The organism is Brucella lupini (assembly GCF_002252535.1).
In the GTDB taxonomy this organism is placed as follows: Bacteria; Pseudomonadota; Alphaproteobacteria; order Rhizobiales; family Rhizobiaceae; genus Brucella; species Brucella anthropi.
This window is the reverse complement of sequence record NZ_NNRN01000038.1, coordinates 178,934-205,203: the sequence shown is the minus strand read 5'-3', so window position 1 is coordinate 205,203 and position 26,270 is coordinate 178,934. Positions and strand designations below refer to the sequence as shown.

Below are 26,270 nucleotides of genomic sequence, written 5' to 3'. Positions count from 1 at the left end.
CCGCCTTTCATTGATTTCTTAGTTGCCAAGGATGGCTGGAAGGCGCAGGCCCTGCTGCTTCGCCCAGTCGAGCGCGATATCGTAGCCCGCATCGGCATGGCGCATGACGCCGGTGGCCGGGTCGTTCCACAACACGCGACCGATGCGCTGATCGGCATCTTCGGTGCCGTCACAGCAGATGACCATGCCCGAATGCTGGCTGAAGCCCATGCCGACGCCGCCGCCGTGATGGAGCGACACCCATGTTGCGCCCGAAGCGGTGTTGAGAAGAGCATTCAGGAGCGGCCAGTCGGAGACTGCGTCCGAGCCGTCCTTCATGGCTTCTGTTTCGCGGTTCGGCGAAGCCACCGAGCCGCTATCGAGGTGATCGCGACCGATAACAATTGGTGCCTTCAGCTCGCCATTGCGGACCATTTCGTTGAAGGCGAGGCCGAGACGATGACGGTCACCGAGACCGACCCAGCAGATGCGTGCTGGCAGGCCCTGAAACGCGATGCGTTCCTTTGCCATGTCGAGCCAGTTGTGCAGGTGCTTGTTGTCTGGCAGCAGCTCCTTCACCTTGGCGTCGGTTTTGGCGATATCTTCCGGATCGCCGGAAAGGGCAGCCCAGCGGAACGGGCCAACACCACGGCAGAACAGTGGGCGGATATAGGCAGGCACGAAGCCCGGGAAATCGAAGGCGTTTTCCAGACCTTCTTCAAGTGCCATCTGGCGGATGTTGTTGCCGTAGTCGACGGTTGGAATGCCAGCATTCCAGAAGTCGAGCATGGCCTGAACCTGCACCTTCATCGAAGCGCGGGCGGCTTTCGCAACGCCCTTCGGATCGCTCTCCTGCTTGGCGCGCCATTCGGCGACGGTCCAGCCGATTGGCAGATAGCCATGTACCGGATCATGTGCCGAGGTCTGGTCGGTGACGATGTCGGGGCGCACGCCGCGCTTGACGAGTTCCGGATAGATTTCAGCCGCATTGCCGATGAGCGCGATGGACTTGGCTTCACCAGCTTTCGTCCATGCGTCGATCTTGGCCAGCGCTTCGTCGAGGCTATGGGTCTTTTCATCGACGTAACGGGTGCGCAGACGGAAATCGGCGCGGGTTTCGTCGCATTCGACGGCAAGGCAGCAAGCGCCTGCCATGACGGCTGCCAGAGGCTGTGCGCCGCCCATGCCGCCCAAGCCGCCGGTCAGAATCCATTTGCCCTTGAGGTTGCCATCATAATGCTGGCGACCGGCTTCCACGAAGGTTTCGTAGGTGCCCTGAACGATGCCCTGTGCGCCGATGTAGATCCACGAACCGGCGGTCATCTGGCCATACATGGCAAGACCCTTCTTATCCAGTTCGTTGAAGTGATCCCAGGTCGCCCAATGCGGCACGAGGTTGGAATTGGCGATGAGAACGCGCGGTGCATCCTTGTGGGTGCGGAACACGCCCACCGGCTTGCCCGACTGCACCAGCAAGGTTTCGTCTTCATTGAGCGTCTTGAGGGTCGCGACAATCTTGTCGAAATCATCCCATGTGCGCGCAGCGCGACCAATGCCGCCATAGACGACCAGCTCATGCGGGCGTTCGGCGACATCGGGGTCAAGGTTGTTCATCAGCATGCGAAGCGGCGCTTCGGTCAGCCAGCTCTTGGCGTTGAGTTCGTCTCCGCGAGGGCTACGTACTTCGCGCTCGTTGTGGCGTGGATTGGACATGGTGTTCTCCTCAGGATTTCAGTTCTGCGGCTATTGTTTCCAGCCGCTGCAAAAGGGTTTTGAGATGCACGCGAAGCTCGTCCGCCTTGGCCTCGTCATAGGCGAAGGGAACCGCTTCGGTGGTCAGATGCGTGGATTGGGCAAGCTCCATCTGGATGGCGTGAACGCCAGTTTCCGGCTTGCCGTAATGGCGCGTCGTCCAGCCGCCCTTGAAGCGGCCATTGAGAATCGACGTGTAGCCTTCGGCCCGTCCCGTAACCTCAACGGCGGCAGCTTCGATCTTCGGATCGCAGGTCTTGCCCATGTCCGTGCCGATGTTGAAATCCGGCAATTGGCCTTCGAACAGGAACGGAATATGCGAGCGGATCGAATGGCAGTCATAAAGGATGGCGACGCCATGGATCGCCTTCACGCGCTCGATTTCGGCTAAAAGCGCGTCGTGATAGGGCCTATGGAAGCGCGTGATGCGGTCGGCAATATCGGCTTCCTTTGGTGCTTCGCCGTCTTTCCAGATGGCAATGCCGTCAAAGTCGGTTTCCGGGATCAGCGTCGTGGTGTTCTGGCCCGGATAGAGGCTGACACCCGCCGGATCACGATTGGCATCGATGCAATAGCGATGGAAGGTGGCGCGCACCGTGGTCGCGCCATCAATAAGGCCATCATAGAGCTGGTGAATATGCCAGTCGGTATCGGCAAGTATCCGGCCATTGTCGTTGAGCCGTGACCAGATGTCGTCAGGAACATCCGTGCCCGTATGGGGAAGGCCCAGAATGACGGGCGAGGTTCCCTGACGAACTTCGAACGGGCTCATGATCACGCCTCCAGCGCGGGCAGGATGCCGCTCGAAACCGCACCGGCAAGTGCACCATCGGCCACCAGATCGGCGGCATTCTTGAGATCGTCGGCCATATAGCGGTCGTCCTCCAGCGTCGGCACCTTGCCGCGCAACACGGCGATGACCTTGGCCAGTTCCGGGCTGGTGGTCAGCGGCTCGCGCAGCTCGACGCCGAGCGCACCGGTCAGTGCTTCGATGCCGATGATGGCGTTGAGGTTGGCGGTCATTTGAAGAAGACGGCGTGCACCATGGCAGGCCATGGACACATGGTCTTCCTGATTGGCCGAAGTCGGGGTGGAATCGACCGAAGCCGGATGCGCCATCTGCTTGTTTTCGCTCATGAGTGCCGCAGACGTGACTTCTGCGATCATCAGGCCGGAATTGAGGCCCGGCTTGCGGGCGAGGAAGGCCGGAAGACCGAAGGAGAGGGCGGGGTCAACCAGAAGCGCGATGCGGCGCTGCGAGATCGCGCCGATTTCGCAGACGGCCAGCGCAATCTGATCGGCGGCGAAGGCAACAGGTTCGGCATGGAAATTGCCGCCCGACACGGCGCGACCGTCCGAGAGAACGAGCGGATTGTCGGTGACCGCATTGGCTTCGATTTCCAGCGTGCGTGCTGCCTGACGCAGAATGTCGAGGCAAGCGCCATCGACTTGCGGCTGGCAGCGAATGCAATAGGGGTCCTGCACACGCTGGTCGCCTTCGAGGTGGCTCTGGCGGATGACGGAACCTTCGAGTAGGGCGCGCAGTGCCCGGCCAGCGTCGATCTGGCCCTTATGGCCGCGCAATGTATGGATTTCCTCATGGAATGGCGCATCAGATCCCATGGCGGCATCGGTGGACAATGCGCCGGTGATCAGCGCTGTCTGCGCGGCGCGATGCGCACGGAAAAGACCGGCCAGTGCAAGAGCGGTGGAGGTCTGTGTGCCGTTGATCAGCGCCAGCCCTTCCTTGGCGGCAAGCACAACCGGCTTCAGCCCGGCCTTTTCGAGTGCCTTCGCACCCGACAGGCGCTCGCCCTTATAAAAGGCTTCGCCTTCACCGATCATGGCCGCGGTCATGTGCGCCAGCGGTGCAAGGTCGCCAGACGCGCCAACGGAACCCTTTTCCGGGATCATCGGGATCACGCCTTTTTTCAGCATGTTTTCGATGAGGGTGATGACTTCAAGCCGCACGCCGGAAGCGCCACGACCGAGTGAAATCAGCTTCAGCGCCATGATGAGGCGCACGATATTTTCGGAAAGCGGTTCGCCGACGCCGCAGCAATGCGACAGGATCAGATTGCGCTGGAGCGTGGCGACATCGCCTGCCGCAATACGGATCGAGGCAAGTTTTCCGAAGCCGGTATTGATGCCATAAACCGGTTCATCCCCTGCCGCGATTTCCGCAATACGCGCCGCAGCCTTTTCGACGCCTGCGTGAAAAGCAGGGTCGATGCGGACGGGGAGACCCTCGCGATAGATTGTTTCAAGTGTTTCAAGCGGCACGCTGCCGGGCTTCAATACGAGGGTCATGGAAAACTCCCAAAGAGCGCATCTCGAAAAACGTGAAGCGGTTTTCGGATAAGATGCGCGTTGAAACAAAAATTCAGATTTGGCCTTTGAACACCCGCTTCCAGAGCGGGTTGAAGCCGATGCGGTAAACGAGCTCTGCCGGGCGCTCGACGTCCCAGATCGCGAGGTCGGCATCCTTGCCAACTTCCAGTGTGCCGGTCTGATCAAGAAGCCCGAGTGCGCGCGCTGCTTCGCGGGTTACACCTGCGATGCATTCATCGACCGTCATGCGGAAGAGCGTTGCGCCCATATTCATGGTGAGCAAAAGCGAGGTCAGCGGCGAGGTGCCGGGATTGTTATCGGTGGCCAGCGCCATCTTGGTACCCGCAGCACGGAAAAGCTCGACTGGCGGCTTTTGTGTTTCGCGGATGAAGTAGTAGGCGCCGGGCAGCAGCACGGCTACCGTTCCGGCCTTGGCCATTGCAGCGGCGCCGTCCGCATCCGTATATTCCAGATGATCGGCTGAAAGCGCATCATAAGATGCTGCAAGAGCCGCACCATGCAGATTGGACAACTGGTCGGCATGAAGCTTGACCGGAATATTATGCGCCTTGGCCGCATCGAAGACGCGGGTGATTTCATCCGGCAGGAAGGCGATGCCTTCGCAAAAACCGTCAACCGCATCGGCCAGATTTTCAGCGGCGATAGCCGGTAGCATGTCGTTGATGACGCGGTCGATATAGGCGGCCTTGTCGCCGTTCATTTCCGGCGGCAGGGCGTGCGCGCCAAGGAAGGTCGTGCGGACCGCCACGTCACGCTCTTCGCCAAGACGGCGGGCGGCTTTCAACGACTTGATTTCGCTGTCACGGTCGAGGCCATAGCCCGACTTGACTTCAACGGTGGTGACGCCTTCGGCAATCAGCGCATCGAGACGGGGCAGGGTTTCGCGCACCAGATCGTCTTCGCTGGCAGCGCGCAGGTTCTTGACCGAGGAGACAATGCCGCCGCCTGCACGTGCCACTTCTTCGTAAGTGGCACCATTCAGGCGCAATTCAAACTCATGCGCGCGGTTGCCGGCATGGACAAGATGCGTGTGGCAGTCGACCAGACCGGGCGTGATCAGGCGGTTCTCGCAGTCGATTTTCTCGAAAGATGCATATTCAGCAGGCAGGGTATTTTCCGGACCGACATAAGCGATCTTGCCGTCTTTCACAGCGAGCGCGGCATTGTCGATGAGCCCCAGACCCTCGGTGTTTTCACCCAAGGTGGCGATACGGGCGTTGCTGAAAATGTAGCTTGTTTTATCTGGCATGAGCGTTTTCTCGCTTCCCCTGTTTTTCAATAATGTATATACATATTAACGGAGCCGCCAAGAGAAAAAATGCATCCATTTGCGATCTGTTGAAAGATCGGCGTGTGAATTTGGCGAAATGAGGAGCTTGTTCGAATGTCTGCCGCAGCCACAAAAACGCAATTTATCCATGCCGGTCAGGCGCTTCTGCAAACAGGTTGGGCGGATGATGTGCGTCTTGGCATTGTCGATGGAAAAATCGCATCTGTGGAAACTGGCGTCAGTGCGCAGTCGGGCGACGAACACCATGCAGTGATCGTTTCAGGCATGCCAAATCTGCACAGCCATGCGTTCCAATATGGCATGGCAGGACTGGCTGAGCGGCGTGGACCTTCTGCTGACAGCTTCTGGAGCTGGCGCGAGATTATGTACAAGTTTGCGCTCACCATGTCGCCGGAACAGGCCGAAGCTGTGGCGCTGCGGCTTTATGTCGACATGCTGGAGGCAGGATTTACCCGCGTCGGCGAGTTTCATTATCTGCATCATGATCGCGACGGCACACCTTACGGCAATATTTCCGAGATGGCGGATCGCACCGTTTCCGCAGCCGGAGCAGCGGGTATCGGCCTGACGCTCCTGCCGGTCTTTTATGCGCATTCGACATTTGGCGGTGCTGCTCCGAATGAAGGCCAGCGCCGTTTCATCAATGATGAAGCAAACTTTGCGCGCCTAATCGAAGGCTGCCAAAAGGCACTTGCCGGTTTCGATGGTGCCGTGCTTGGCGTAGCCCCGCACAGTCTGCGTGCTGTCATCCCCGATGAGCTGACATTTGCGGCAAAGCTTTTGCCGGATGCGCCTGTGCATATTCACATTGCCGAACAGGTCAAGGAAGTGGACGACTGCATTGCATGGTCGGGCCAGCGACCTGTTGAATGGCTGCTTGACCATCAGGAATTGTCGTCGCGCTGGTGCCTCATCCACGCGACCCACATGACCGACGCGGAAACCATGCGCATGGCTGAGGCTGGTGCGATTGCTGGTCTTTGTCCTGTGACGGAGGCCAATCTTGGTGACGGCACTTTCAATGCCACGGTCTTCCACGAAGCAGGCGGCAAGTTCGGCGTCGGCTCGGATTCCAATGTGCTGATCGGCATTAGCGATGAGTTACGCCAGTACGAATATTCGCAGCGTCTCCTGCACCGCGCGCGCAATGTTCTGGCCGAGAACGCAGGCTCGACAGGCCGCGCATTGTTCGATGGCGCGGTGACGGGCGGCAATATCGCCATGGGACGTGCAAGCGATGGCTTGGAAGCGGGGGCTTCGGCCGATTTCGTCGCACTTGATGCGGCGCGTCTGCCACATGCAAAAGGCGACGCAGTGCTCGATGGCTGGATTTTTGGCGGTCGCGCACGACCGTCCGATGTATGGGTGCGCGGCGTTAAACAGGTGGAAGGCGGGCGTCACCGCTTGCGCGATGAGGCCGAGCGTGCTTTCCAGAAAGTGATCGGCGAATTACTCGCCTGACAGGAGATGGCATGGCTGGCGAAGACTTGATCGTAAAGGACGCACCGGTGCTTTCGCTGCATCAGCGTATTCTGGACGATATTGAATCGCGCATCCTGTCGGGAGAATGGCTGCCCGGTCATCGCATCCCGTTTGAACACGAGCTGACGGAACAATATGGCTGTTCACGCATGACTGTGAACAAGGCGCTGACGCAGCTGGCGAAAGCCGGTCTGATTGAGCGCAAGCGGAGATCCGGCAGTTTTGTTTCCTTTCCGCAATCGCAGGCTGCAATCCTCGAAATCCACGATATTCGCGATGAAGTGGCAGCGCTCGGCGCCGCTTATAGGTTCGAGCTGACGAGCCGGCGCGAGCGATTGAGCGGACCAGCCGATGCAAGGCATATCGACATGCCGCGCCATACGCCGCTGGTTGAACTCGTCTGCCGTCACTATGCGGGCAAGCGTGTCTTCGCTTTGGAAGAGCGCATCATCAGTCTGGATGCGGTTCCGACCGCTGCGCAGACTGACTTTGCTGAAAATTCACCGGGACCATGGCTGGTTTCGTGCGTGCCGTGGAGTAGCGCAAAACACTCGATACGTGCGATTGCCGCCACGCAGGAAAATGCTGGCATGCTCGGTATTCCGCTGGGGGCGCCCTGTCTGGTGATCGAGCGCCAGACGTGGAACGCTGACCAGCCGGTAACACATGTACGCTTTACCTATCCCGGCGACAGCCATGCGCTGGTGGCGAATTTCACGCCATCGCAGGGAGGATAAATGGCTGGTCGTGCACATTACGGCCCGGCAAACGCATCGGCGCGCTTTTCGTCATGGTTTGACTGTTAGCTTTCCGATCATATCGGGGTGAAAACGGCAGTAAAAACTGACCGCTTCTGGCGATTTCAGAACCTGTTTCGTGACCTTCCGGGGTGGCAGCAGAATATCCCATTCTCCCTTTACGGTTGCGGTGTGCTGCATGGGGTCCTTGTTGTTCCATTCGATCACATCGCCCACATTTGCCTCAATGTTCTGCGGCGAAAAAGCAAGTTTCTCGACCGTAATTTCAATCGTTTTCGCCTCTGCCGGGACACTGATAATCAGCAACCCGGCAAGTATGGTGACAGCTTGAACATATCTCATCGGACCGGTCCTATTTCAAAGACATGGCGATGTGTTCGGCATGTTGCTCATGGCTCTGGAACAATTTGAGACCGGTTTCGAGCAGGCTCTTCAGTTCAGTGTTGCTGGCGGACGGGATAAGTGTGGTTTTCAGCGCCTTGTTCACTTCCTTATGATAGGCAACCTCGTTGTCGACATAGGATTTGTCGAAAGCTGCGCCATCGAGCTTGCTCAACCTAGTCAGTTCTTCTGCCGCCGCTTTGGACAAGGCTTTGCTTGTGTCGTTATCCTCCGGTGTGACGTTCAGTTTCTTGACCAGAGCGAGCGCTTGCTGATTGACCGCTTCATGATCACGCAGCATGGTCTGTGCGAACTCAAGCACCGTTTTGTTTTTGGATTTTTCGAGAGCCTGTTTGGCAGCCGCGACATCGATGGCGCCTGCCGTGTAGGCAATATGGGCTATCGCCGGATCGTGTAATTTTCCGTCATGGGCAATTGCCAGAGACAGACTGCCGCAAATGCAAATTGCAGCAACGGATACAACTGAACGAATAGACATGGAACTCTCCCTTGTCCGGCACCTTTTTACGGGCTCCAGATAGTTGTTTCGTCGCATTATCCTACGCAAAACCGCTTCGCACTTTTGCTGGAAATGCTCTAGTGACAGCTATTGGATGCGGGAGAGTTCAAAAGGTTCCTGACATTAAGTCAGTTCGTCCAGCCGCGCCAAAACGGCAGTTATAATCCGCTCGCAGCGTTTGCCTGCGAAGGGAAAGGCATCCAGCAATACAGGGCCGATTTTCTCGTCCAGCTGTTTTCGTAACAAATATCGGGCGCGGTGAAGACGTGTCTTTACGGTTTGCGGGCGCAGATTCAACAATTCGGCTGTTTCATCCACGCTCAAGCCTTCAATGACCCGTGCGACGAATACGAGGCGAAAAATTTCCGGCAGATTATCCGTTGCCTGTTCGACCAGTTGCAATATCTGGCGCTGGGCAAAACTGCGTTCGGGGTCATTCACGCTCATGTCGGATGGAAACGGGATGATATTGTTTGTGTCGGGTGTGGTCTCAAGAAGCTTCTCGACCTTCCGGGTTTTGCGCAGACGACCGAGGGCTTCGTGAATTGCAATACGGGATAGCCACGTGGTCAGGCTGGATTGGCCGCGAAAGCGATCAAGACTCCTGAAAGCCAGAAAATAGGTCTCCTGAACCACATCTTCCGCTTCGCTGTCGTTGCGCACGATGCCGCGGGCCAGACGATAGAGCCGCTGATTGTTGGTCTGCATGATTTTGCGCAGCGCTTCCAGATCATGCATTTTTGCGCACTGGGCGAGGACAAGATCATCCTGAAATGTTGGAGAGGTGGCGGGTAACGCTGTTTTTGCACGCATGGGTCAAACTCCTGTGGAGTTTCATTGGATGTATGCGAGGCCAAAAGGTTCCCGAAACAAGACAATATACGTTCTGAATAGTATCGCGGTTTGATATTTCCCGATAGCGGCGAATGAATTGCTGTTATCAAAAAAAAGCCGCCGCAGGGGAACAGCGGCGGCGAGCGCATCGGTCTAAAAATCGATGCGTAGTTTAAAAATAGAGCGCATCTTGTCCGAAAACCGTTTCACACTTTTCGGGATGCGCTCTAAAAGGCAGCATGACTTGGGTGAAGGTCAGGCTGCGCGTTTGATGGCGTCACCGATGACGGACACGATCGTGTTGATCTGTTCCTTTTCCACGATCAGCGGTGGCGAAAGCGCGATCACATCGCCGGTTACGCGGATGAGCAGGCCCTTCTTGAAGCAATCCACGAAAACATCGTAGGCGCGGGCGCCCGGTGCATCTTTGCGCGACGAGAGTTCGATGGCGCCAACCAGACCGAGGTTGCGAATGTCGATGACGTTCGAAACGCCCTTGAGCGAATGGAGTGCCTCCTGCCAATGATTGGCAAGTTCCGCACCGCGCGTCAGCAAGCCTTCCTCGGCATAGACTTCCAGTGTTGCAAGGCCGGCAGCAGCGGCAACCGGATGGCCGGAATAGGTGTAGCCATGGAACAGCTCGATGGCGTTTTCGGGGCCGGTCATGAGGCCATCATAGACCTTGCGGGCAGCGAAGACTGCGCCCATCGGGATGGCGCCATTGGTCAGGCCCTTGGCGGTTGTCACGAGGTCGGGCACGACGCCGAAATAATCAACGGCAAACGGCGTGCCGAGGCGGCCGAAACCGGTGATGACTTCGTCGAAGATCAGGAGGATGCCATACTTGTCTGCCGTAGCGCGGAGGCGTTCCAGATAGCCCTTCGGTGGCAGGATGACGCCAGCCGAACCGGACATCGGTTCAACGATAACCGCAGCGATCTTTTCAGCGCCATGCAGCTGGACGAGACGTTCCAGATCGTCGGCAAGTTCGATGCCGTTTGCAGGCAGGCCCTTGGAGAAGGCGTTCTTCTCGATATCGAGCGTATGACGCAGATGGTCGGCAGGAATCTGTGGGAAGACGCGGCGGTTATTGACAAGGCCGCCGACGGAAATGCCGCCGAAACCAACGCCGTGATAGCCCTTTTCGCGACCCAGAACCATGGTGCGGGTGCCCTGGCCGATGGCGCGCTGATAGGCGATGGCGATCTTCAGTGCGGTATCGACCGATTCCGAACCGGAATTGGTGAAGAATACGCGGTCAAGTTTTGCATCCGGTCCGCCCGGCGCGATGGCTGCGAGCTTTTCAGCAAAGTCGAAAGCCACATTATGGCCCATCTGGAAGGTAGGTGCGAAATCCATGGTCGAAATCTGGCGCTCGACAGCTTCGGTGATGCGCTTGCGGCCATGACCGGCATTGCAGCACCAGAGACCAGCCGTGCCATCCAGAACCTGATTGCCATCGGTGTCGGTGTAATACATGCCCGAAGCACTTGCGAGCAGGCGAGGCGCTGCCTTGAACTGCCGGTTCGCGGTGAACGGCATCCAGAAGTTCTCAAGGCTTGGCGTGTTGGTTTTGGTGAGCATAATTACCTCCTATTTGTAAGCAGCAGGCCACGCTTTGCGAGGTGCAACAAGTCCTTTTCTTCAGGATATTAAGCTATTGTTTTTATGTGGGATAATTATCAAGTTTGTGCTATATCGAACATCATAAACATGGGGAAGAGTTCGATGAGCATCGATATCGGCGGGAGGCTTCGTTATGTGCGCATGCGGCAGAATCTGTCGCAGCGTGAGCTGGCCAAAAGGGCAGGTGTGACCAACTCCACCATCTCCCTCATCGAGGCCAATCAATCCAATCCGTCCGTCGGTGCATTGAAGCGCATTCTCGACGGTATTCCCATCGGCATGGCCGAGTTTTTCGCGCTCGAACCGGATGCGCCGCACAAGGTATTCTATCAGGCCGAGGAACTGGTGGAAATCGGCAAGGGCCCAATTTCCTATCGGCAGGTGGGAGATCATCTGTTTTCACGCTCTTTACAGATGCTGAAGGAGCGTTATGAGCCGGGTTCCGATACGGGAAAAGTGCTTTTGATGCACGAGGGCGAGGAAGGCGGCATCGTCATTTCTGGCCGCATCGAAGTGACGGTCGGCAGTGAACGCCGCATTCTGGGGCCGGGTGACGCCTATTACTTTTCCAGCAAGCTGCCGCACCGGTTCCGTTGCGTCGGGCCGGTGCCATGCGAAATCGTCAGCGCCTGCACGCCACCGAGTTTTTGAATCGCCTTGAGGAAGGCGATTCAATTTCGTGTAAATAGTCTATTCGTAGCGGGAAATACCGAGATCGTCGGCCCGGATATCCGGCTTGTTGCCGGAAATAAGGTCGGCGAGCAATTTGCCGGAACCGCACGACATCGTCCAGCCGAGCGTTCCGTGACCGGCATTGATGAACACGTTGTCGTAGCGCGTTGCGCCGATGATCGGCGTGGAATCCGGTGTCATCGGGCGCAGGCCGGACCAGAAGGTTGCCGCTTTCAGATCGCCGCCGGGGAACAGGTCTGTTACCGACAGGTCGAGCGTTGCGCGCCGCGCGGCAGGCAGGTCCGTGGTGAAGCCCGAGACTTCCGCCATACCGCCAACGCGGATGCGGTCGCCAAGACGGGTGATCGCAATCTTGTAGCTCTCATCGAGAACGGTCGAAACCGGAGCGCGATCCTCGTCGACAATCGGTGCCGTGATGGAATAGCCCTTCACCGGATAGATCGGGGCGTTAAGGCCAAGCGATTTGACGAGCGCAGGCGTATAGCTGCCAAGAGCGACGACATAACGGTCGGCGGTCAGGACCCCCTCGGAGGTCTCGACGCCGGAAACCTTGCCGCCGGACATCAGTAACGACTTGATGTTGACGCCGAAGCGGAATTTTACACCGAGTCCTTCGGCAATCTTTGCCAGCGCATTGGTGAACTTGAAGCAGTCGCCGGTTTCGTCATGCGGAAGACGCAGGCCGCCGACGAACTTGTCCTTTACGCGGGCAAGTGCCGGCTCCACCTTGGCGCAGCCTTCGCGGTCGAGGACTTCGAACGGCACGCCATCCTGACGCAGTACCTCAATATCCTTGCCGATACCGTCGAGCTGATACTGCTCGCGGAAAAGCTGGAGCGTGCCCTGCATGCGCTGGTCGTATTCGATGCCGGTTTCCTTGCGCAGATCGACAAGGCAATCGCGCGCATATTCGGCTACGCGCACCATGCGGGTCTTGTTGACCTTGTAACGGCTGTCGGTGCAGTTCGCGAGCATCTGCAGGAGCCAGCTATACTGAACCGGATCGCAAGTCGGACGCAAAACTAGTGGCGCGTGCTTCTGGAACAGCCATTTCGCGGCCTTGAACGGAATGCCGGGCGCGGCCCATGGCGAGGCATAGCCCGGCGAAACCTGACCGGCATTGGCAAAGCTCGTTTCCAGTGCGGGGCCTTCTTCGCGGTCGACAACGGTTACCTCGTGACCGAGCTTGGCGAGGTAGTAGGCGGTCGTAACGCCAATGACGCCGCTGCCGAGAATGGTGATCTGCATGTTCGCCTCTTGTCTTATACTTTTATGTCGCTCGCGCCGCTCTCCACGTAGACACGTGCATAACGGTTGCCGAGCGCAGTCAGAATTTCATAGGGAATAGTGTCGCAATCGCGCGCCACGTCTTCGAGGCGCTGGTGCGGGCCGATCAGCTCCACAAGACTGCCGAGTTTCAGCGTGCCTTCCGGCAATGCGCTGACGTCGAGCGTGATCGAGTCCATCGACACACGGCCGATGATCGGCAGTCGCGTATCGCCAAAGAAGGCCGCACCCTTGTTGCTGAGAGAACGGAACCAGCCATCGGCATATCCGACAGCAATCGTTGCAACCCGCATCGGCCCTTCGGCGATATAGGCGCCGCCATAGCCAACCGCCGCCCCCTTGTTGATCTCGCGCACCTGAATGACGCGTGCCGAAAGGGTGAGGACAGGAATGATCTCGCTTTTCGGTCCAACGCCATAAAGCGCGACACCGGGGCGAGCGAGGTCGAAATGATAGGTCTTGTCGAGGAAGCTGCCGCCGGAATTGGCAAAAGCAACCGGCAGTTTTGGCAGGCGCGCAAGCAAGGCGGTCATATTGGCAAGCTGACGGGCATTTGCTGCATTTTCCGGTTCGTCACCGCTGGCCAGGTGGCTGATGACAAACTTGATGTCGATGGCATCCAGAAGCGTGGCGTTCTCAAGAAAGCGTTCAAATTCCTTCGGCGACAGGCCGAGACGCGACATGCCGGTATCGAGTTGCAGCAGGGCGGGCAGCTTCTTGCCCTGTCTGGTGGCGAGTGCCGCCCAGTTTTCAATCTGTTCCAGCGAGTTGAGAACTGGCAGAATGCCTTCGCGGGCGCAGGCTTCTTCGGTTCCCGGTTGAAGACCGTTCAAAACGTAGAGCGTCGCGTCGGGCTGGAGAAACGGCTTCAGCGCAATGGCTTCACCGAGATGGGCGACGAAGAAGTCACGGCAACCGGCATCGTAAAAAGCTGGCGCAACACGACTGGCGCCGAGCCCGTAGGCATCTGCCTTCACAACGGCAGCAGCGCGGGTGGGTGCGATATGACGGGCAATGGCCGAATAATTGTGACGCAGCGCCGACAGGTCGATGGTCAATACGCCACCGGCGGCAAGATCGCGCTCATCCTGTGAAAATTGCATCGACATCTCAACCATTTGCACGGTTCTTTCCAAACTGCTCACTACGCTACGAGAACGCCTGGAAGGTCATTGTCGATATGGATCGTCTGCCGCCCAAAGCATATAGGCTTTGGTTGAGAAACCTTGTGACTCCTCACTCCCAAAGCTTGCTCGCATATTAGTCGAAGACTATTCGAATGTTTTTGCTATTTGTCGCATATTATGCGAATTTTCGCACATCTTGCGCATATTTTAGCTCCAGGGTTGAAGATTATTCATGCCAACGCTCGACAGTATCGACCGCAATATCATCCGTTGCCTGCGCCGTGATGGGCGCATGACCAACAGCCATCTCGCCAGCGAAGTAGGGCTTTCGCAGTCCGCCTGTCTGCGGCGGGTGCAGATATTGGAAGAAAGCGGCGTTATCCGTGGTTATACGGCCATCGTCGGTTCATCCGACGGCGATGAGCGGCTCGTCGCTATCGTACGCATTACGCTTGACCGGCAGACAGAGGAGTTTCTGAATCGTTTCGAGGAAGCGGTGCGGCGGCACCCCGAAGTTCAGGAATGTTATCTCATGACAGGCGATGCGGATTACATTTTGCGCGTCGAAGCCGAAAACGCTGCGGCTTATGAGATCATTCACAAGGAAATCCTGTCGCGATTGCCCGGTGTCGCGCGCATCCATTCCAGTTTCGCAATCCGCACGGTGCTTCTGTCAAAAGCACCGACTTCACGCGGCTGAAATGAAAAAAGCCCGGCACTGACCGGGCTTTCTATCCGAAAGATCACTTTCTTTAACGGAATTCGTAGCGAAGACCGGCGCGGATCGTGTGCATGTTGAAGCCATTGTCCTTGGCCTGCGTTCCGGTGGCGCCCGGTCCTTCGGCATTGCCGTAAGGGTTGGTGCTGCGATCGGCTGCGTCAAAACCGTAGGCTTTGCCACCATTGATGCGCATATAGCGGTAACCGACATCAAGTTTGAGCTGCTCAGTCAGATCGTAGCTGACACCGGCCATGAGAGCCATTGCGAAGCGCCAGCTGTCGAGGCCGTCCTTTTCGCTGGAATAGGTGCAGCCTGCGCAGACTTCGTGGGTTTTCCAGTCGTCATATTGCACATAGGCGGCGCCAAGACCCGCGCCGAGATAAGGCGTCACAGGTCCTACACGCGGCAGGTCGACATAGGCGTTTGCCATGGCCGTCCAGATATTGGCTGTCGAGGAATCCTCGTAGTTGCAGTTGTCCTCGACCGGATTGAAGCCCTTGGCAGATTTCACATAGCTCGGACAGGCGGTGCGACCGTTGATGCCTGCACGGAAGAAGTCGAGCGTGGCATCGGCGCGGAACATATCGGTGAAGCGGTAACCAACACCCACGCCATAAGTTGCGCCTGCCTTGAGGTCGAAATCATCGTAGCGCAGCGTGTCGTCAATGCCGCGATAGGGCGGATCGAACTGGTTCCAGAAGCTCCAGTCGCCATCCGTGCTGGATTTGAAATTGTAACCGAGATCGCCACGAATATACCAGCCGGACGAATTAACCGGTTCCGGCATGGGTTCAATAACAGGGTCTGCAATTATGTCGGCGGCAAACGCCGCTCCTGATCCCGCCATCAGACTGATAGCCACGATGGCAATGGCGGAAGTGCACTTCATCGGTTCCCACTCCAAATCCGAACAGAAAAACGGCTCACAAGCCGTACTGCCGGATATGGTAAAGAGATATGTTTAACACTTGGTTATTTTTAAGTAACCTTTCGGTGCATCAGTCGCCGGTACTCGCGTGTGACGCGATATTATGCAAGCAATTTCTAAAGTATAGGAGCCGACGCGAGGCCGGCTCCTGTCGTTATCAGAAGTTTATCGAATGGATGATCGAATTGTCGATATCGTTGATATCCCGCTTGCCGCAGAGCGCCATCGTGACATCCAGTTCCTTGCGGATGATGTCGAGTGCCAGCGTTACGCCGTCCTTGCCCATGGCGCCGAGGCCATAGAGGAACGGGCGACCGATATACACGCCCTGAGCGCCAAGGGCGCGGGCCTTGAGCACATCCTGGCCGGAGCGGATGCCGCCATCGACATGCACTTCGATCTTGTCGCCAACGGCATCAACGATCGGCTGCAGCATGGATATCGAGGACGGTGCGCCATCCAGCTGACGTCCGCCATGGTTCGACACGATGATCGCGTCGGCACCTGATTTGGCTGCCATCTTGGCATCTTCCACATCGAGAATGCCTTTAAGGATCAGCTTGCCGCCCCATTGTTCCTTGATCCAGGCAACGTCGTTCCAGTTGAGCTGCGGATCGAACTGTTCAGCCGTCCACGAGGAGAGCGAAGAAAGGTCGGTAACGTTCTTGGCGTGACCGGCAATGTTGCGGAACGTACGGCGCTGCGTGCCCATCATGCCGAGGCACCAGCCGGGACGGGTTGCCATCTGCCAGATATGCTTCGGGGTGAATTTCGGCGGAGCGGAAAGGCCGTTGCGGATATCCTTGTGGCGCTGACCCAGAATCTGGAGATCGAGTGTCAGCACCAATGCCGAGCAGCCAGCTGCCTTGGCGCGACCGATCAGGTTCTTCACGAAATCGCGGTCCTTCATCACGTAGAGCTGGAACCAGAACGGCTTCTTTGTCACCGAAGCGACGTCTTCGATGGAACAGATGCTCATGGTCGAAAGGGTGAAGGGAACGCCAAAGGCTTCGGCAGCCTGTGCTGCCAGCATTTCACCGTCCGCGTGCTGCATGCCCGTCAGGCCGGTCGGCGCAAGAGCCACCGGCATGGACACTTTCTCGCCGATCATCGTTGTTTCCAGCGAACGGTTCGTCATGTCGACGAGAATGCGCTGGCGCAGCTTGATCTTCTTGAAGTCGTCTTCATTTGAGCGATAGGTCGACTCAGTCCATGCGCCAGAATCCGCGTAATCAAAGAACATCTTGGGGACGCGGCGCTGGGCAAGCCGCTTCAGATCGGCGATTTCAACGATGTTGGGCATCTATCCCACCCCTTGTGGTAATTTTTCTTGACCAATCGCATGACGGATCGCGCGGCCGAAATCAAGTACGAACAAGTATCGAATAACAATTGCCTCGCGGTTAATTGAAGGACCGTGTAATTCCACTTATGATATTGGCACCCGCCCAAGGCATCTTTGCCACTCGAAGAAGGCGGTCCCGCAACTGGGTTAGAGGGTAACGGATGAGCAAGGCCACCAAAACCGGTTTCATCGGCAAGCGATCCGCTGCAGCGGGTGGATGGGGTGCATTGAAAAGCTGCGGCAAGCAATTGCTTGCAAGTGGCGCTCCTCTTTCCGGCGCGCGCACGCTTCTCAAGGCGAACCAGCCGGACGGTTTCGATTGCCCCGGTTGTGCCTGGGGTGATCCGGAACATGGCTCATCTTTTGAATTTTGCGAAAACGGTGTGAAGGCTGTCGCCTGGGAGGCGACCGACCGGCGCACGACGCCTGCCTTTTTTCGGGAGCATACGGTTTCGCAGCTGCGCAACTGGACGGATTACGATCTGGAAAATACCGGGCGCCTGACCCATCCGATGCGGTACAATGCTTCGACCGATCAGTATGAAGCCATCGAATGGGATGAGGCGTTCAGGACTATCGGCGACATTCTCAAGAGTTTCGACAGCCCAAACCGGGTTGAGTTCTATACGTCGGGCCGTGCCTCGAACGAGGCTGCGTTTCTGTATCAGTTGTTCGTACGCGCTTATGGGACCAATAATTTCCCCGACTGCTCCAACATGTGCCACGAGGCTAGCGGCGTTGCGCTGAAACAGTCGGTTGGCGTCGGCAAGGGGACCGTCCTGCTGGAAGATTTCGAAATGGCTGATGCCATTTTCGTGGTCGGTCAGAATCCGGGCACCAACCATCCCCGCATGCTGGGTGATTTGCGTCGTGCTGCCGAGCGCGGTGCGCGCATTGTCGTTTTCAATCCGATCCGCGAACGCGGGCTGGAGCGTTTTGCCGATCCGCAGAACAAGCTTGAAATGCTGCATGGCGGTAGCGAAGCCATAGCGAGCGACTATTTCCAGCCGCGTCTTGGTGGTGATCTTGCCGCTTTCCGCGGTATGGCCAAGGCGATTTTCGCAGCGGATGATGCCGCACTCGCCGCAGGCAAGCCATCAATCCTCGACCGGGAATTTCTCAGCGCACATACAGCGGAACTGGAAGCCTATCGCGCTGCGGTGGACAGCACGTCGTGGGAAGAAATCGAAGACCAGTCGGGACTTCTCCGACAGTCGCTTGAGCGCGCCGCAAAGATCTATATGGAATCGGATCGGGTCATCTGCACCTGGGCGATGGGAATCACCCAGCATCGTCATTCGGTGATCACGATCCGCGAAATCACCAATTTCATGCTGCTGCGCGGCAATATTGGCAGGCCCGGTGCGGGTCTCTGTCCGGTGCGCGGTCATTCCAATGTGCAGGGTGATCGCACCGTCGGCATCAACGAACGGCCTCCAGTCGCATTTCTTGATGCGCTGGAAAAGGAATTTGGCTTCAATGTTCCGCGTGAGCCGGGGCACAACGTTCTGGGTGCCATCGGTGCCATGCTCGACGGGTCGGCTCAGGCATTTATCGGTCTCGGCGGCAATTTCGCCCGGGCCACTCCGGATAGTCCGTTGATTTCAAAAGCGCTTTCCGGCCAGCGCCTGACGGTTCATGTCGCAACCAAGCTCAACCATTCGCATCTGGTGCCGGGGCAGGAATCTTTCATCCTGCCTTGCCTTGGCCGCACCGAGATCGACCTCAATTCCAGAGGTGTGGCCCAGATCGTAACAGTCGAAGATTCCATGAGCATGGTGCACGGTTCGGGCGGCATTAATGCGCCTGCTTCATCACATCTTCGTTCGGAAGTGGCGATCATTGCGGGTATGGCGCAGGCGACGCTAGGGCCGCAGCCGGTCAACTGGCTGGAGCTTGCCGACGACTATGATCTTATCCGCAACCATATCGCCCGTGTGTTGCCGGACTTCTACGATTTCAACGCTCGTGTACGGGTTCCGCGTGGCTTCCATTTGCGCAATTCTGCCCGTGAGCTGGAATGGAATACGACAAAGGGCAAGGCCACATTCTGGACCGGCGCCCTTCCGGAAGCTGTCGAGCATCAGCAGGCACGCGGCACGCCGGGGCGTTATGTGCTGCAGACCTTCCGTAGCCACGACCAGTACAACACCACCATTTATGGCATGGATGACCGCTATCGCGGTGTCTATGGCGAACGACAGGTCGTCTTCATGAATGAAGCTGACATGGCGGATATCGGTGTCGAGGCCGGTGACCGGGCTGATATTGTTGGCGAATTCGATGACGGCGTGGAGCGTATCGCGCGCGATTTCCGCTTCGTGCCCTATGATATCCCGCGCGGTTGTATTGCGGGCTACTATCCGGAAATGAACGTGCTGGTGCCGCTCGCCAGTTCTGGTGATGAAAGCTACACGCCCACATCGAAATCGGTGATCGTTTCGTTCCGCCCCCTTAAATCGGCAGCTGCATGATGGATGAGGGCGAAGCGGAATATATGGCGTTCGTCGACGCTTTGATGACGGCGTCCAGCAATTTGACCGGGCTTGGTGCCGGGATCATCGCCGCGCTGGCGCTGGATATCGCGTCGGATAGCCGAACTTTTGCGCGTTCGCTGGGGATCGCTCATGCACTTGTGCTTCGGGAAATCTCAGTGCTCGGGCAGGACCATGGTTATGTGCGGATCAAACAGCGCGATCCGCGCACGCAACGCACACGTTACGAATTGAATGTTGCCGGTAAAAGGCTTGTCGAGGAGGCAACGAGTTAGCCGCCGCCTATATTCTTGAAATTCAACACAACTATATATTTCTACTTATAAATTCTCTGATCGAAGGCAATGCCTACCGATTGCTCCTGAGTAAGTGTTTTCGAAAAGACTTTAATAGCGATAACTATGATTCATCATCTTTTACAACGCCGCTTTTCTCTGCAAAGCTTTAGTTGCATTCTCAACAGAACCAAACCAGTGAGAATCGTGTAAATGGCAGCAAAACCATTCATTTACAGCGTGCAGAATGGGTGGAGGCGCGTTATGGGCCAGCTTGCTCCCCATTTCAAAGCACCCCGTATACTGCTCTTTTGCCTGGGGCTGCTTGCGCCGGGCGCAATGTTGCAGGCGCATGCCGACTCGCTCGACATCGTGCCGGTGGCAGCGGTAAAGGCAGTCGCCAGCGATTATCAACCGAAACTGACCTTATCCGGCGCCATTGCGGCACGGTCGCTTGTCAATGTCTCGTTTCGTCTGAACGGTCAGGTTGTGCAGCGTCTGGTCGAGATCGGCCAGCACGTGGAAAAGGGGCAGCCTCTCGCCAGCATCGATAATGTTGAGCAACAGGCCAATCTGCGCGTTGCACAGGCGTCGAAAGATGCCGCGCAGGCGCAGCTGGTGCAGGCCCAGGCCAATTTTGCGCGACAGAAGGCATTGCTGGCACAAGGGTTCACCACTCGCAGCACCTACGATCAGGCAAACCAGAACCTGCAAACGACGCAAAGCGCTCTTGCCAGCGCTGAAAGCCAGCTCAACGATGCACGCGATCAGCTCTCCTACACTGAATTGCAGGCACCCGTTTCAGGCGTGATTACGGCGCGCAATGTCGAGGCCGGGCAGGTCGTGCAGGCTGCGCAGACAGCGTTCTCGATTGCCGAGGATGGTCCACGCGACGCGGTATTCGATGTGCAGGAAACACTGGTCAATCATGCCAAAATCGGAATGGACGTAACGATTGCGCTGCTGTCCGATGCGTCGATAAGTGCCGAAGGCAAGGTTCGTGAGATTTCGCCGGTGGTCGATGCGCAGACTGGAACCGTACGGTTAAAGGTCGGCATAGCGCAAACCCCGCCTCAGATGGCACTCGGGGCCACAGTGACCGGCACGGTTCATATGGACACGGTGAAGGTGGTCGTTTTGCCATGGAGCGCAATGACTTCGGATGCCGGGCGTACAGCCGTCTGGAGGCTCTCGAAGGATTCCAAGGTGGCAACGCTGGTTCCGATCAAGGTGCTCTCATACGAAAAGGGGCGGCTACTCGTGGAAGGCGGACTGCAGGAAGGCGAGCTGATCGTCACAAAAGGCGCACAAATGCTGCGTTCCGGCGAACCGACCGAAGTCGTGCAGGAACAGGAAGGACAAGTTGCGCAATGAAGGCGACAATCCAGTTTCCTAGAATCCGCACCATGAGCAGTATTGCTGTTATCGCTGCCACGCTTGCGCTTGCCGCTTGCGGAAAAGGTGAAGAGAACACGGCTGAGACGGACCCTGTCCGTCCGGTTCTTTATATGGTGGTCGAGCCCAAGCCCGTAACGCAGACGGGTTTTGCAGGCACGATTGAGCCACGCTATTCCACTGATCTTGCATTCCGTGTGCTCGGGCGAATTATCAATCGGCCTGTTCAGGTGGGGGATATTGTGAAAAAGGACGAGATGGTTGCGATGGTTGATCCATCCAACCTCGATCTTGCCGTTCAGTCTGCGAGGGCTGATCTGGCGAGCGCCGAAGCACAATATGCCAACGCTGCGGCGAGCGAAGAACGCCAGAGCATCCTGCTTAAGGGCAACAACGTTTCGCAAGCCGATTATGATGCCGCCAGACAGGCGCGTGACAGCGCAGAGGCCGGGTTGGAAAAAGCCAGGGCAGGGCTGAAAAAGGCGCAGGATCAGCGCAGTTACGCTGTGCTGCGTCCGGATTATGATGGCGTCATTTCTGCAACGAATGCCGAAGTCGGGCAGGTGGTTGCCGCTGGCCAGACGGTTATGACGGTTGCGCGTCCCGATATTCGCGAAGCGGTGCTCGATATTCCTGACAGCATGACGCAATATTTTGAGCAGGGCACGCCATTCAATGTACAGCTCCAGGCCGATCCGAAAGTGACAGGGCAGGGAACAGTACGCGAGGTGGCGCCGCAGGCTGATGCGCAGACACGCACACGCCGTGTGCGTATTGCTCTCGACAACCCTCCGGAAGGCTTTCGCCTTGGCGCGACGATCCGGGCAGCCAAAGCCGGGCCTGAACAGAATCTTGTGACGATGCCGATACAGGCTTTGCTCGACGAAAACGGCAAGACAAGCATCTGGGTTATCGATCCGCATAAACAGACGGTCTCTCTTCATGACGTGCAGGTGACTGAACGGCGCGGCAACAGTTTCGTTGCCGGTGGCGTGGATGTCGGAAGCTATGTTGCGATTGCCGGTGTGCATGAGTTGAAAGAAGGACAGAAAGTCCGCCTGGACGAGAAAGGAACGGGCCTGTGAAGAAGGGATTTAATCTGTCTGACTGGGCTCTGAATCATCGGTCTCTGGTCTGGTATTTCATGCTCGTCTTTCTGGTGGCGGGCCTGATTTCCTATCTTGACCTTGGTCGTGAGGAGGATCCGGACTTCACCGTCAAGACGATGGTTGTACAGGCCAACTGGCCCGGCGCCTCCGTCGACGAAACGCTCAATCAGGTCACGGACCGGCTGGAAAAGAAGCTCGAAGAACTGGATACGCTCGATTATACGCGCAGCATAACCACGGCGGGCAAGTCGGTCGTGTTCGTCTTTCTGAAAGACACGACGCGGGCCGAGCAGGTCAAAAAGTCATGGACCGAAGTGCGTCATTTTCTGAACGATATTCAGAATACGCTGCCTCAGGGCGTTCTCGGACCGTATTTTAATGACCAGTTCGGTGACGTTTACGGAAACGTCTATGCATTCACGTCGGATGGTCTTTCCATGCGACAGTTGCGGGACTATGCCGAAAGCACGCGGACGAAAATTCTGACATTGCCCAATGCGGGCAAGGTCGAGCTGATCGGCGCGCAGGACGAAGCGATCTATCTGGAGTTCTCGACGCGCCAGATTGCAGCGCTTGGACTGGATCAGCAGGCAATCCTGCAGGCCTTGCAGGACCAGAATGCCATTACGCCGTCCGGTGTAGTGGAAGCCGGGCCGGAGCGCATCAGCGTGCGCGTCAGCGGACAGTTCAATTCGGAAGCGGATCTGCGTGCGGTAAACCTGCGCGTTAATGATCGCTTCTTCCGTCTTTCCGACGTCGCGACGATTACGCGCGGCTATGTCGACCCGCCCGCATCCATTTTCCGGGTGAACGGGCACGATGCGATCGGCCTCGGCATTGGCATGAAGCCGAACGGCAACCTGCTCGAATTTGGCGCGGCACTCGACAAAATGATGAGCCAGGTGACGGCGGAACTCCCGGTCGGTGTCAAGGTCTTCAAGGTTGCCGATCAGCCGGAAGTCGTCAAGGACGCTGTTTCGGGCTTTACCGAAGCTCTGTTTGAAGCGGTTATCATCGTTCTGGCGGTGAGCTTCGTCAGTCTTGGGGTGCGAGCGGGTTTTGTCGTTTCGCTTTCGATCCCGCTGGTGTTGGCAATCACCTTCCTGGCGATGTCTTTGATGGATATTTCCCTGCAACGCGTGTCGCTCGGTGCGCTCATCATCGCGCTAGGCCTCCTGGTCGATGACGCGATGATTGCGGTGGAAATGATGGTGGCCCGGCTTGAGCACGGCGATCCCATCAACAAGGCTGCGACCTATGTCTATTCGCATACGGCTTTCCCGATGCTGACAGGCACGCTGGTTACGATTGCCGGGTTCATCCCCATCGGACTGAACAACAGTCAGGCGGGTGAGTACACGTTCACATTGTTCGTAGTGATTGCGGTTTCGCTGCTTGTTTCCTGGATCGTGGCAGTTCTGTTTGCGCCTTTGCTGGGTGTCACTTTCCTGCCGAAGAAAATGAAGGCGCATGAGGAAAAGCACAGCCGTCTTTTCCAGATATTTTCGCAGGTCCTGCTTGCGTCCATGCGGCACAAGTGGATCACGATCATTACGACCATTGCACTTTTCCTCGTTTCGGTTTTCGGCATGGGCTTTATCGAACGGCAGTTCTTCCCGGAATCCGACCGTCCGGAACTGGTGCTCGACTGGACCTTGCCTCAGAACAGTTCCATCACCGACACCAAGGCCCAGATGGAGAAGTTTGAAGCCACGATGCTCAAGGACAATCCCGATGTGGATCACTGGAGCACGTATGTCGGGGAAGGTGCTATCCGTTTCATTCTCTCCTTCGACGTGCAGCCAGCAAATCCCTATTTCGGGCAGATGGTCGTTGTCGCGAAGGACCTCGAAGCGCGTGACAGGCTCAAGCAGAAATTCAACGAGGTTCTGCGCAAGGATTATGTCGGGACGGATGTCTATGTGAAGTATCTGGAGCTTGGACCGCCAGTTGGCCGTCCGGTGCAATATCGCATCTCGGGTCCGGATGTCCAAAAACTGCGCGGTGTCGCACAGGACTTTGCCGGCATCCTCAGTTCCGACAAGCGGCTTGGAGTGGTGAGCTACAACTGGAACGAGCCGGGTCGGGTTATCCGCGTCGACGTCATGCAGGACAAGGCGAGAAAGCTCGGCATTTCCTCGAAGGATATTGCAACGACCCTGAACGGCGTTGTCGGCGGTATCACCATCACTCAGGTGCGGGATTCGATCTATCTGATCGACGTTATTGTGCGGGCACAGAAACACGAACGCGATTCGATCGATACGCTGCAAAGTCTTCAGATCGCAACCGGTAACGGGACGTCGGTGCCATTGGCCGCGATTGCCAATTTCCGATATGAGCTGGAACAGCCGGTTGTCTATCGCCGTTCGCGTATTCCTACGATCACGGTTGCTGCAGGCATTATCGACAAGACGATGCCGGATACGATCGTCAAGGATCTGGCACCTGCCATCAAGACTTTCGCCGACAAGTTGCCGTCCGGTTATCAGATCCAGATTGCTGGCACGGTGGAGGAGAGCGGTAAGAGCCAGGGGCCGATTGCTGCCGTGGTGCCTCTGATGCTGTTCGTCATGGCGACAATCCTGATGATCCAGCTTCAAAGCTTCCAGCGCTTGTTCCTTGTTGTCGCCGTGGCGCCGCTTGGACTGATCGGTGTGGTGGCTGCCTTGTTACCGAGCGGCAAACCGCTCGGCTTCGTGGCCATCCTTGGTGTGCTGGCACTGGTCGGTATTCTTATCCGAAACTCGGTCATTCTGATCGTGCAGGTCGAAGAGCATATCACCGAGGGCATGCACCCGTGGGATGCGGTGACGCAGGCCAGTCAGCACCGAATGCGACCCATCGCGCTGACGGCGGCGGCAGCAAGTCTGGCACTGATCCCGATTGCGCGTGAAGTGTTTTGGGGACCAATGGCCTATGCCATGATGGGCGGCATCATAGCGGGCACGGCAATCACGCTTCTCTTCCTGCCGGCACTTTATGTCGCCTGGTTCCGGATCAAGGAGCCCGAGCATGGCGTAGATGAGCCACCGGCCGAGGCGCATCCCGCTCCGCAATCGCATTAAACAAAAAGCCCGGTCATGACCGGGCTTTTTTCATGAGATTGTCACTTGCCATTGGTTCTATATAGGTTCTATTATATGAAGTATGAATAGAACCACATTGATCACGGCTATTGAGGAGCGCGGTTTGCACGATCCGCAGCTTACGGGGCCGCTTTACCGGAACCTTGCGCGTATTCTCGGTGAACTGATCGAGGAGGGGCAACTTGCGCCCGCTGTCGGACTGCCGCCGGAGCGCGATCTGGCGGAGCAGCTTGGCGTCGGCCGCATCACTGTTCGCAATGCTTATAAGGAACTGCTGACTCAGGGCGCGGTCGAGGCGCGGCGCGGCAGCGGCACCTTCGTTGCCGAACGCCCGGCCCGCATCAGCCAGCATCTCTGGCGCCTGACTTCGTTTTCCGAGGATATGCTGTCGCGTGGCAAGGAGCCGGGCGCACGCGTTGTCACCAACAAGGTTGACAGGCCGTCGCCCGACGAGGCTTTCCGGCTGGGAATCGGCGTTGATACGACGGTGGTGCGGCTGGATCGTCTGCGCCTTGCCGATGGTGTGCCGATGGCCTTCGAGCGGGCTGTGGTCCCGCGCCATTATCTGGATCAGGATCGCGTCGAAGAAACCTCGCTTTATGGCGCATTGGCAAGGCGTGGCCACAAGCCGGTGCGCGCCTTGCAGCGCCTGACGGCGGTTACACTCGACCCCGGCACGGCACGCCTGCTTGGTGTGCACAGGGGTGCGCCAGCACTTTTGATCGAGCGTGTCTCGCATCTCGAGGACGACCGGATCGTCGAATATACCCGTTCGCACTATCGCGCCGATGCCTATGACTTCGTCGCCGAACTGAAAATTGGAGAATGACC

Annotated in this window: 22 protein-coding genes; 10 read left to right on the top strand and 12 right to left on the bottom strand. The window is 57.3% G+C overall.

The features are described 5' to 3' along the window. Positions 1-18: 18 nt before the first annotated feature. The 4 genes from hutU to hutI all read right to left on the bottom strand — a co-directional run bounded on the left by hutU (position 19) and on the right by hutI (position 5,332). The gene (gene hutU, locus CES86_RS07265) at positions 19-1,692 is read right to left on the bottom strand and encodes a urocanate hydratase (RefSeq protein ID WP_094514031.1); all 1,674 of its coding nucleotides are present in this window, start codon (positions 1,690-1,692) and stop codon (positions 19-21) included. A 10-nt stretch (positions 1,693-1,702) separates the two neighbouring features. Further along, on the bottom strand, positions 1,703-2,503 hold the full coding sequence (gene hutG / locus CES86_RS07260) for an N-formylglutamate deformylase (RefSeq protein WP_094514029.1): 801 nt from the start codon (positions 2,501-2,503) through the stop codon (positions 1,703-1,705). Between the two features lie 2 nt (positions 2,504-2,505). Next, positions 2,506-4,041, bottom strand: coding sequence for a histidine ammonia-lyase (gene hutH, locus CES86_RS07255; RefSeq protein ID WP_094514028.1), 1,536 nt, complete (start codon positions 4,039-4,041; stop codon positions 2,506-2,508). Positions 4,042-4,114: 73 nt separating this feature from the next. Then, entirely contained in the window at positions 4,115-5,332 is a 1,218-nt protein-coding gene (hutI, locus tag CES86_RS07250) for an imidazolonepropionase (protein ID WP_094514026.1), read from the bottom strand. A 135-nt stretch (positions 5,333-5,467) separates the two neighbouring features. On the opposite strand from hutI, the gene CES86_RS07245 reads away from it, so the two are divergent. Continuing rightward, complete coding sequence (locus tag CES86_RS07245; RefSeq protein WP_094514025.1) at positions 5,468-6,835, top strand: formimidoylglutamate deiminase; 1,368 nt, start codon at positions 5,468-5,470, stop codon at positions 6,833-6,835. Between the two features lie 11 nt (positions 6,836-6,846). Next, the gene (gene hutC, locus CES86_RS07240) at positions 6,847-7,593 is read left to right on the top strand and encodes a histidine utilization repressor (RefSeq protein WP_010659507.1); all 747 of its coding nucleotides are present in this window, start codon (positions 6,847-6,849) and stop codon (positions 7,591-7,593) included. Between the two features lie 51 nt (positions 7,594-7,644). On the opposite strand, the gene CES86_RS07235 is transcribed toward hutC, so the two are convergent. The 4 genes from CES86_RS07235 to CES86_RS07220 all read right to left on the bottom strand — a co-directional run bounded on the left by CES86_RS07235 (position 7,645) and on the right by CES86_RS07220 (position 10,933). Beyond that, entirely contained in the window at positions 7,645-7,956 is a 312-nt protein-coding gene (locus tag CES86_RS07235) for a cupredoxin domain-containing protein (protein WP_094514023.1), read from the bottom strand. 10 nt (positions 7,957-7,966) lie between these two features. Next, entirely contained in the window at positions 7,967-8,494 is a 528-nt protein-coding gene (locus tag CES86_RS07230; RefSeq protein ID WP_094514021.1) for a DUF4142 domain-containing protein, read from the bottom strand. 144 nt (positions 8,495-8,638) lie between these two features. After that, positions 8,639-9,328 (bottom strand): RNA polymerase sigma factor, encoded by a 690-nt coding sequence (locus tag CES86_RS07225; RefSeq protein WP_012091505.1) that lies wholly within the window; start codon positions 9,326-9,328, stop codon positions 8,639-8,641. A 276-nt stretch (positions 9,329-9,604) separates the two neighbouring features. Further along, a complete protein-coding gene (locus CES86_RS07220; RefSeq protein WP_094514019.1) occupies positions 9,605-10,933 on the bottom strand; it encodes an aspartate aminotransferase family protein in 1,329 nt (442 codons plus the stop codon). Between the two features lie 144 nt (positions 10,934-11,077). Here CES86_RS07220 and CES86_RS07215 point away from each other — a divergent pair, with 144 nt between their 5' ends. Beyond that, complete coding sequence (locus tag CES86_RS07215; RefSeq protein ID WP_010659512.1) at positions 11,078-11,626, top strand: cupin domain-containing protein; 549 nt, start codon at positions 11,078-11,080, stop codon at positions 11,624-11,626. Positions 11,627-11,665: 39 nt separating this feature from the next. Here CES86_RS07215 and CES86_RS07210 read toward each other — a convergent pair whose 3' ends face one another. Continuing rightward, positions 11,666-12,916: a D-amino acid dehydrogenase gene (locus CES86_RS07210; RefSeq protein ID WP_010659513.1), complete on the bottom strand. Its 1,251-nt coding sequence runs from the start codon at positions 12,914-12,916 to the stop codon at positions 11,666-11,668. Between the two features lie 14 nt (positions 12,917-12,930). Then, positions 12,931-14,073 (bottom strand): alanine racemase, encoded by a 1,143-nt coding sequence (gene alr / locus CES86_RS07205; RefSeq protein ID WP_094514017.1) that lies wholly within the window; start codon positions 14,071-14,073, stop codon positions 12,931-12,933. A 241-nt stretch (positions 14,074-14,314) separates the two neighbouring features. On the opposite strand from alr, the gene CES86_RS07200 reads away from it, so the two are divergent. After that, positions 14,315-14,782, top strand: a complete 468-nt coding sequence (locus tag CES86_RS07200) for an Lrp/AsnC family transcriptional regulator (protein ID WP_010659515.1) — start codon at positions 14,315-14,317, stop codon at positions 14,780-14,782. Between the two features lie 52 nt (positions 14,783-14,834). Here the strand turns inward: CES86_RS07200 and CES86_RS07195 are convergent, their stop codons facing one another. Both CES86_RS07195 and CES86_RS07190 read right to left on the bottom strand, forming a co-directional pair. After that, the gene (locus CES86_RS07195; RefSeq protein ID WP_010659516.1) at positions 14,835-15,692 is read right to left on the bottom strand and encodes an outer membrane protein; all 858 of its coding nucleotides are present in this window, start codon (positions 15,690-15,692) and stop codon (positions 14,835-14,837) included. Between the two features lie 196 nt (positions 15,693-15,888). Beyond that, complete coding sequence (locus CES86_RS07190) at positions 15,889-17,034, bottom strand: alpha-hydroxy acid oxidase (RefSeq protein WP_010659517.1); 1,146 nt, start codon at positions 17,032-17,034, stop codon at positions 15,889-15,891. Between the two features lie 203 nt (positions 17,035-17,237). Here CES86_RS07190 and CES86_RS07185 point away from each other — a divergent pair, with 203 nt between their 5' ends. From CES86_RS07185 to CES86_RS07160, 6 genes are all read left to right on the top strand, one after another. Beyond that, positions 17,238-19,550 (top strand): FdhF/YdeP family oxidoreductase, encoded by a 2,313-nt coding sequence (locus tag CES86_RS07185; RefSeq protein ID WP_094514016.1) that lies wholly within the window; start codon positions 17,238-17,240, stop codon positions 19,548-19,550. Beyond that, a complete protein-coding gene (locus CES86_RS07180; protein ID WP_010659519.1) occupies positions 19,547-19,846 on the top strand; it encodes a hypothetical protein in 300 nt (99 codons plus the stop codon). The genes CES86_RS07185 and CES86_RS07180 overlap by 4 nt, the downstream gene beginning before the upstream one ends. Before the next feature lie 339 nt (positions 19,847-20,185). Then, the gene (locus tag CES86_RS07175; RefSeq protein WP_373418740.1) at positions 20,186-21,220 is read left to right on the top strand and encodes an efflux RND transporter periplasmic adaptor subunit; all 1,035 of its coding nucleotides are present in this window, start codon (positions 20,186-20,188) and stop codon (positions 21,218-21,220) included. A 32-nt stretch (positions 21,221-21,252) separates the two neighbouring features. After that, complete coding sequence (locus CES86_RS07170) at positions 21,253-22,326, top strand: efflux RND transporter periplasmic adaptor subunit (protein WP_043062498.1); 1,074 nt, start codon at positions 21,253-21,255, stop codon at positions 22,324-22,326. Next, a complete protein-coding gene (locus CES86_RS07165; protein WP_010659522.1) occupies positions 22,323-25,418 on the top strand; it encodes an efflux RND transporter permease subunit in 3,096 nt (1,031 codons plus the stop codon). The genes CES86_RS07170 and CES86_RS07165 overlap by 4 nt, the downstream gene beginning before the upstream one ends. A gap of 82 nt (positions 25,419-25,500) precedes the next feature. After that, positions 25,501-26,268 carry a GntR family transcriptional regulator gene (locus CES86_RS07160; RefSeq protein ID WP_010659523.1) on the top strand — a complete coding sequence of 256 codons (768 nt, stop codon included), beginning with the start codon at positions 25,501-25,503 and terminating at the stop codon, positions 26,266-26,268. Positions 26,269-26,270 lie beyond the last annotated feature (2 nt).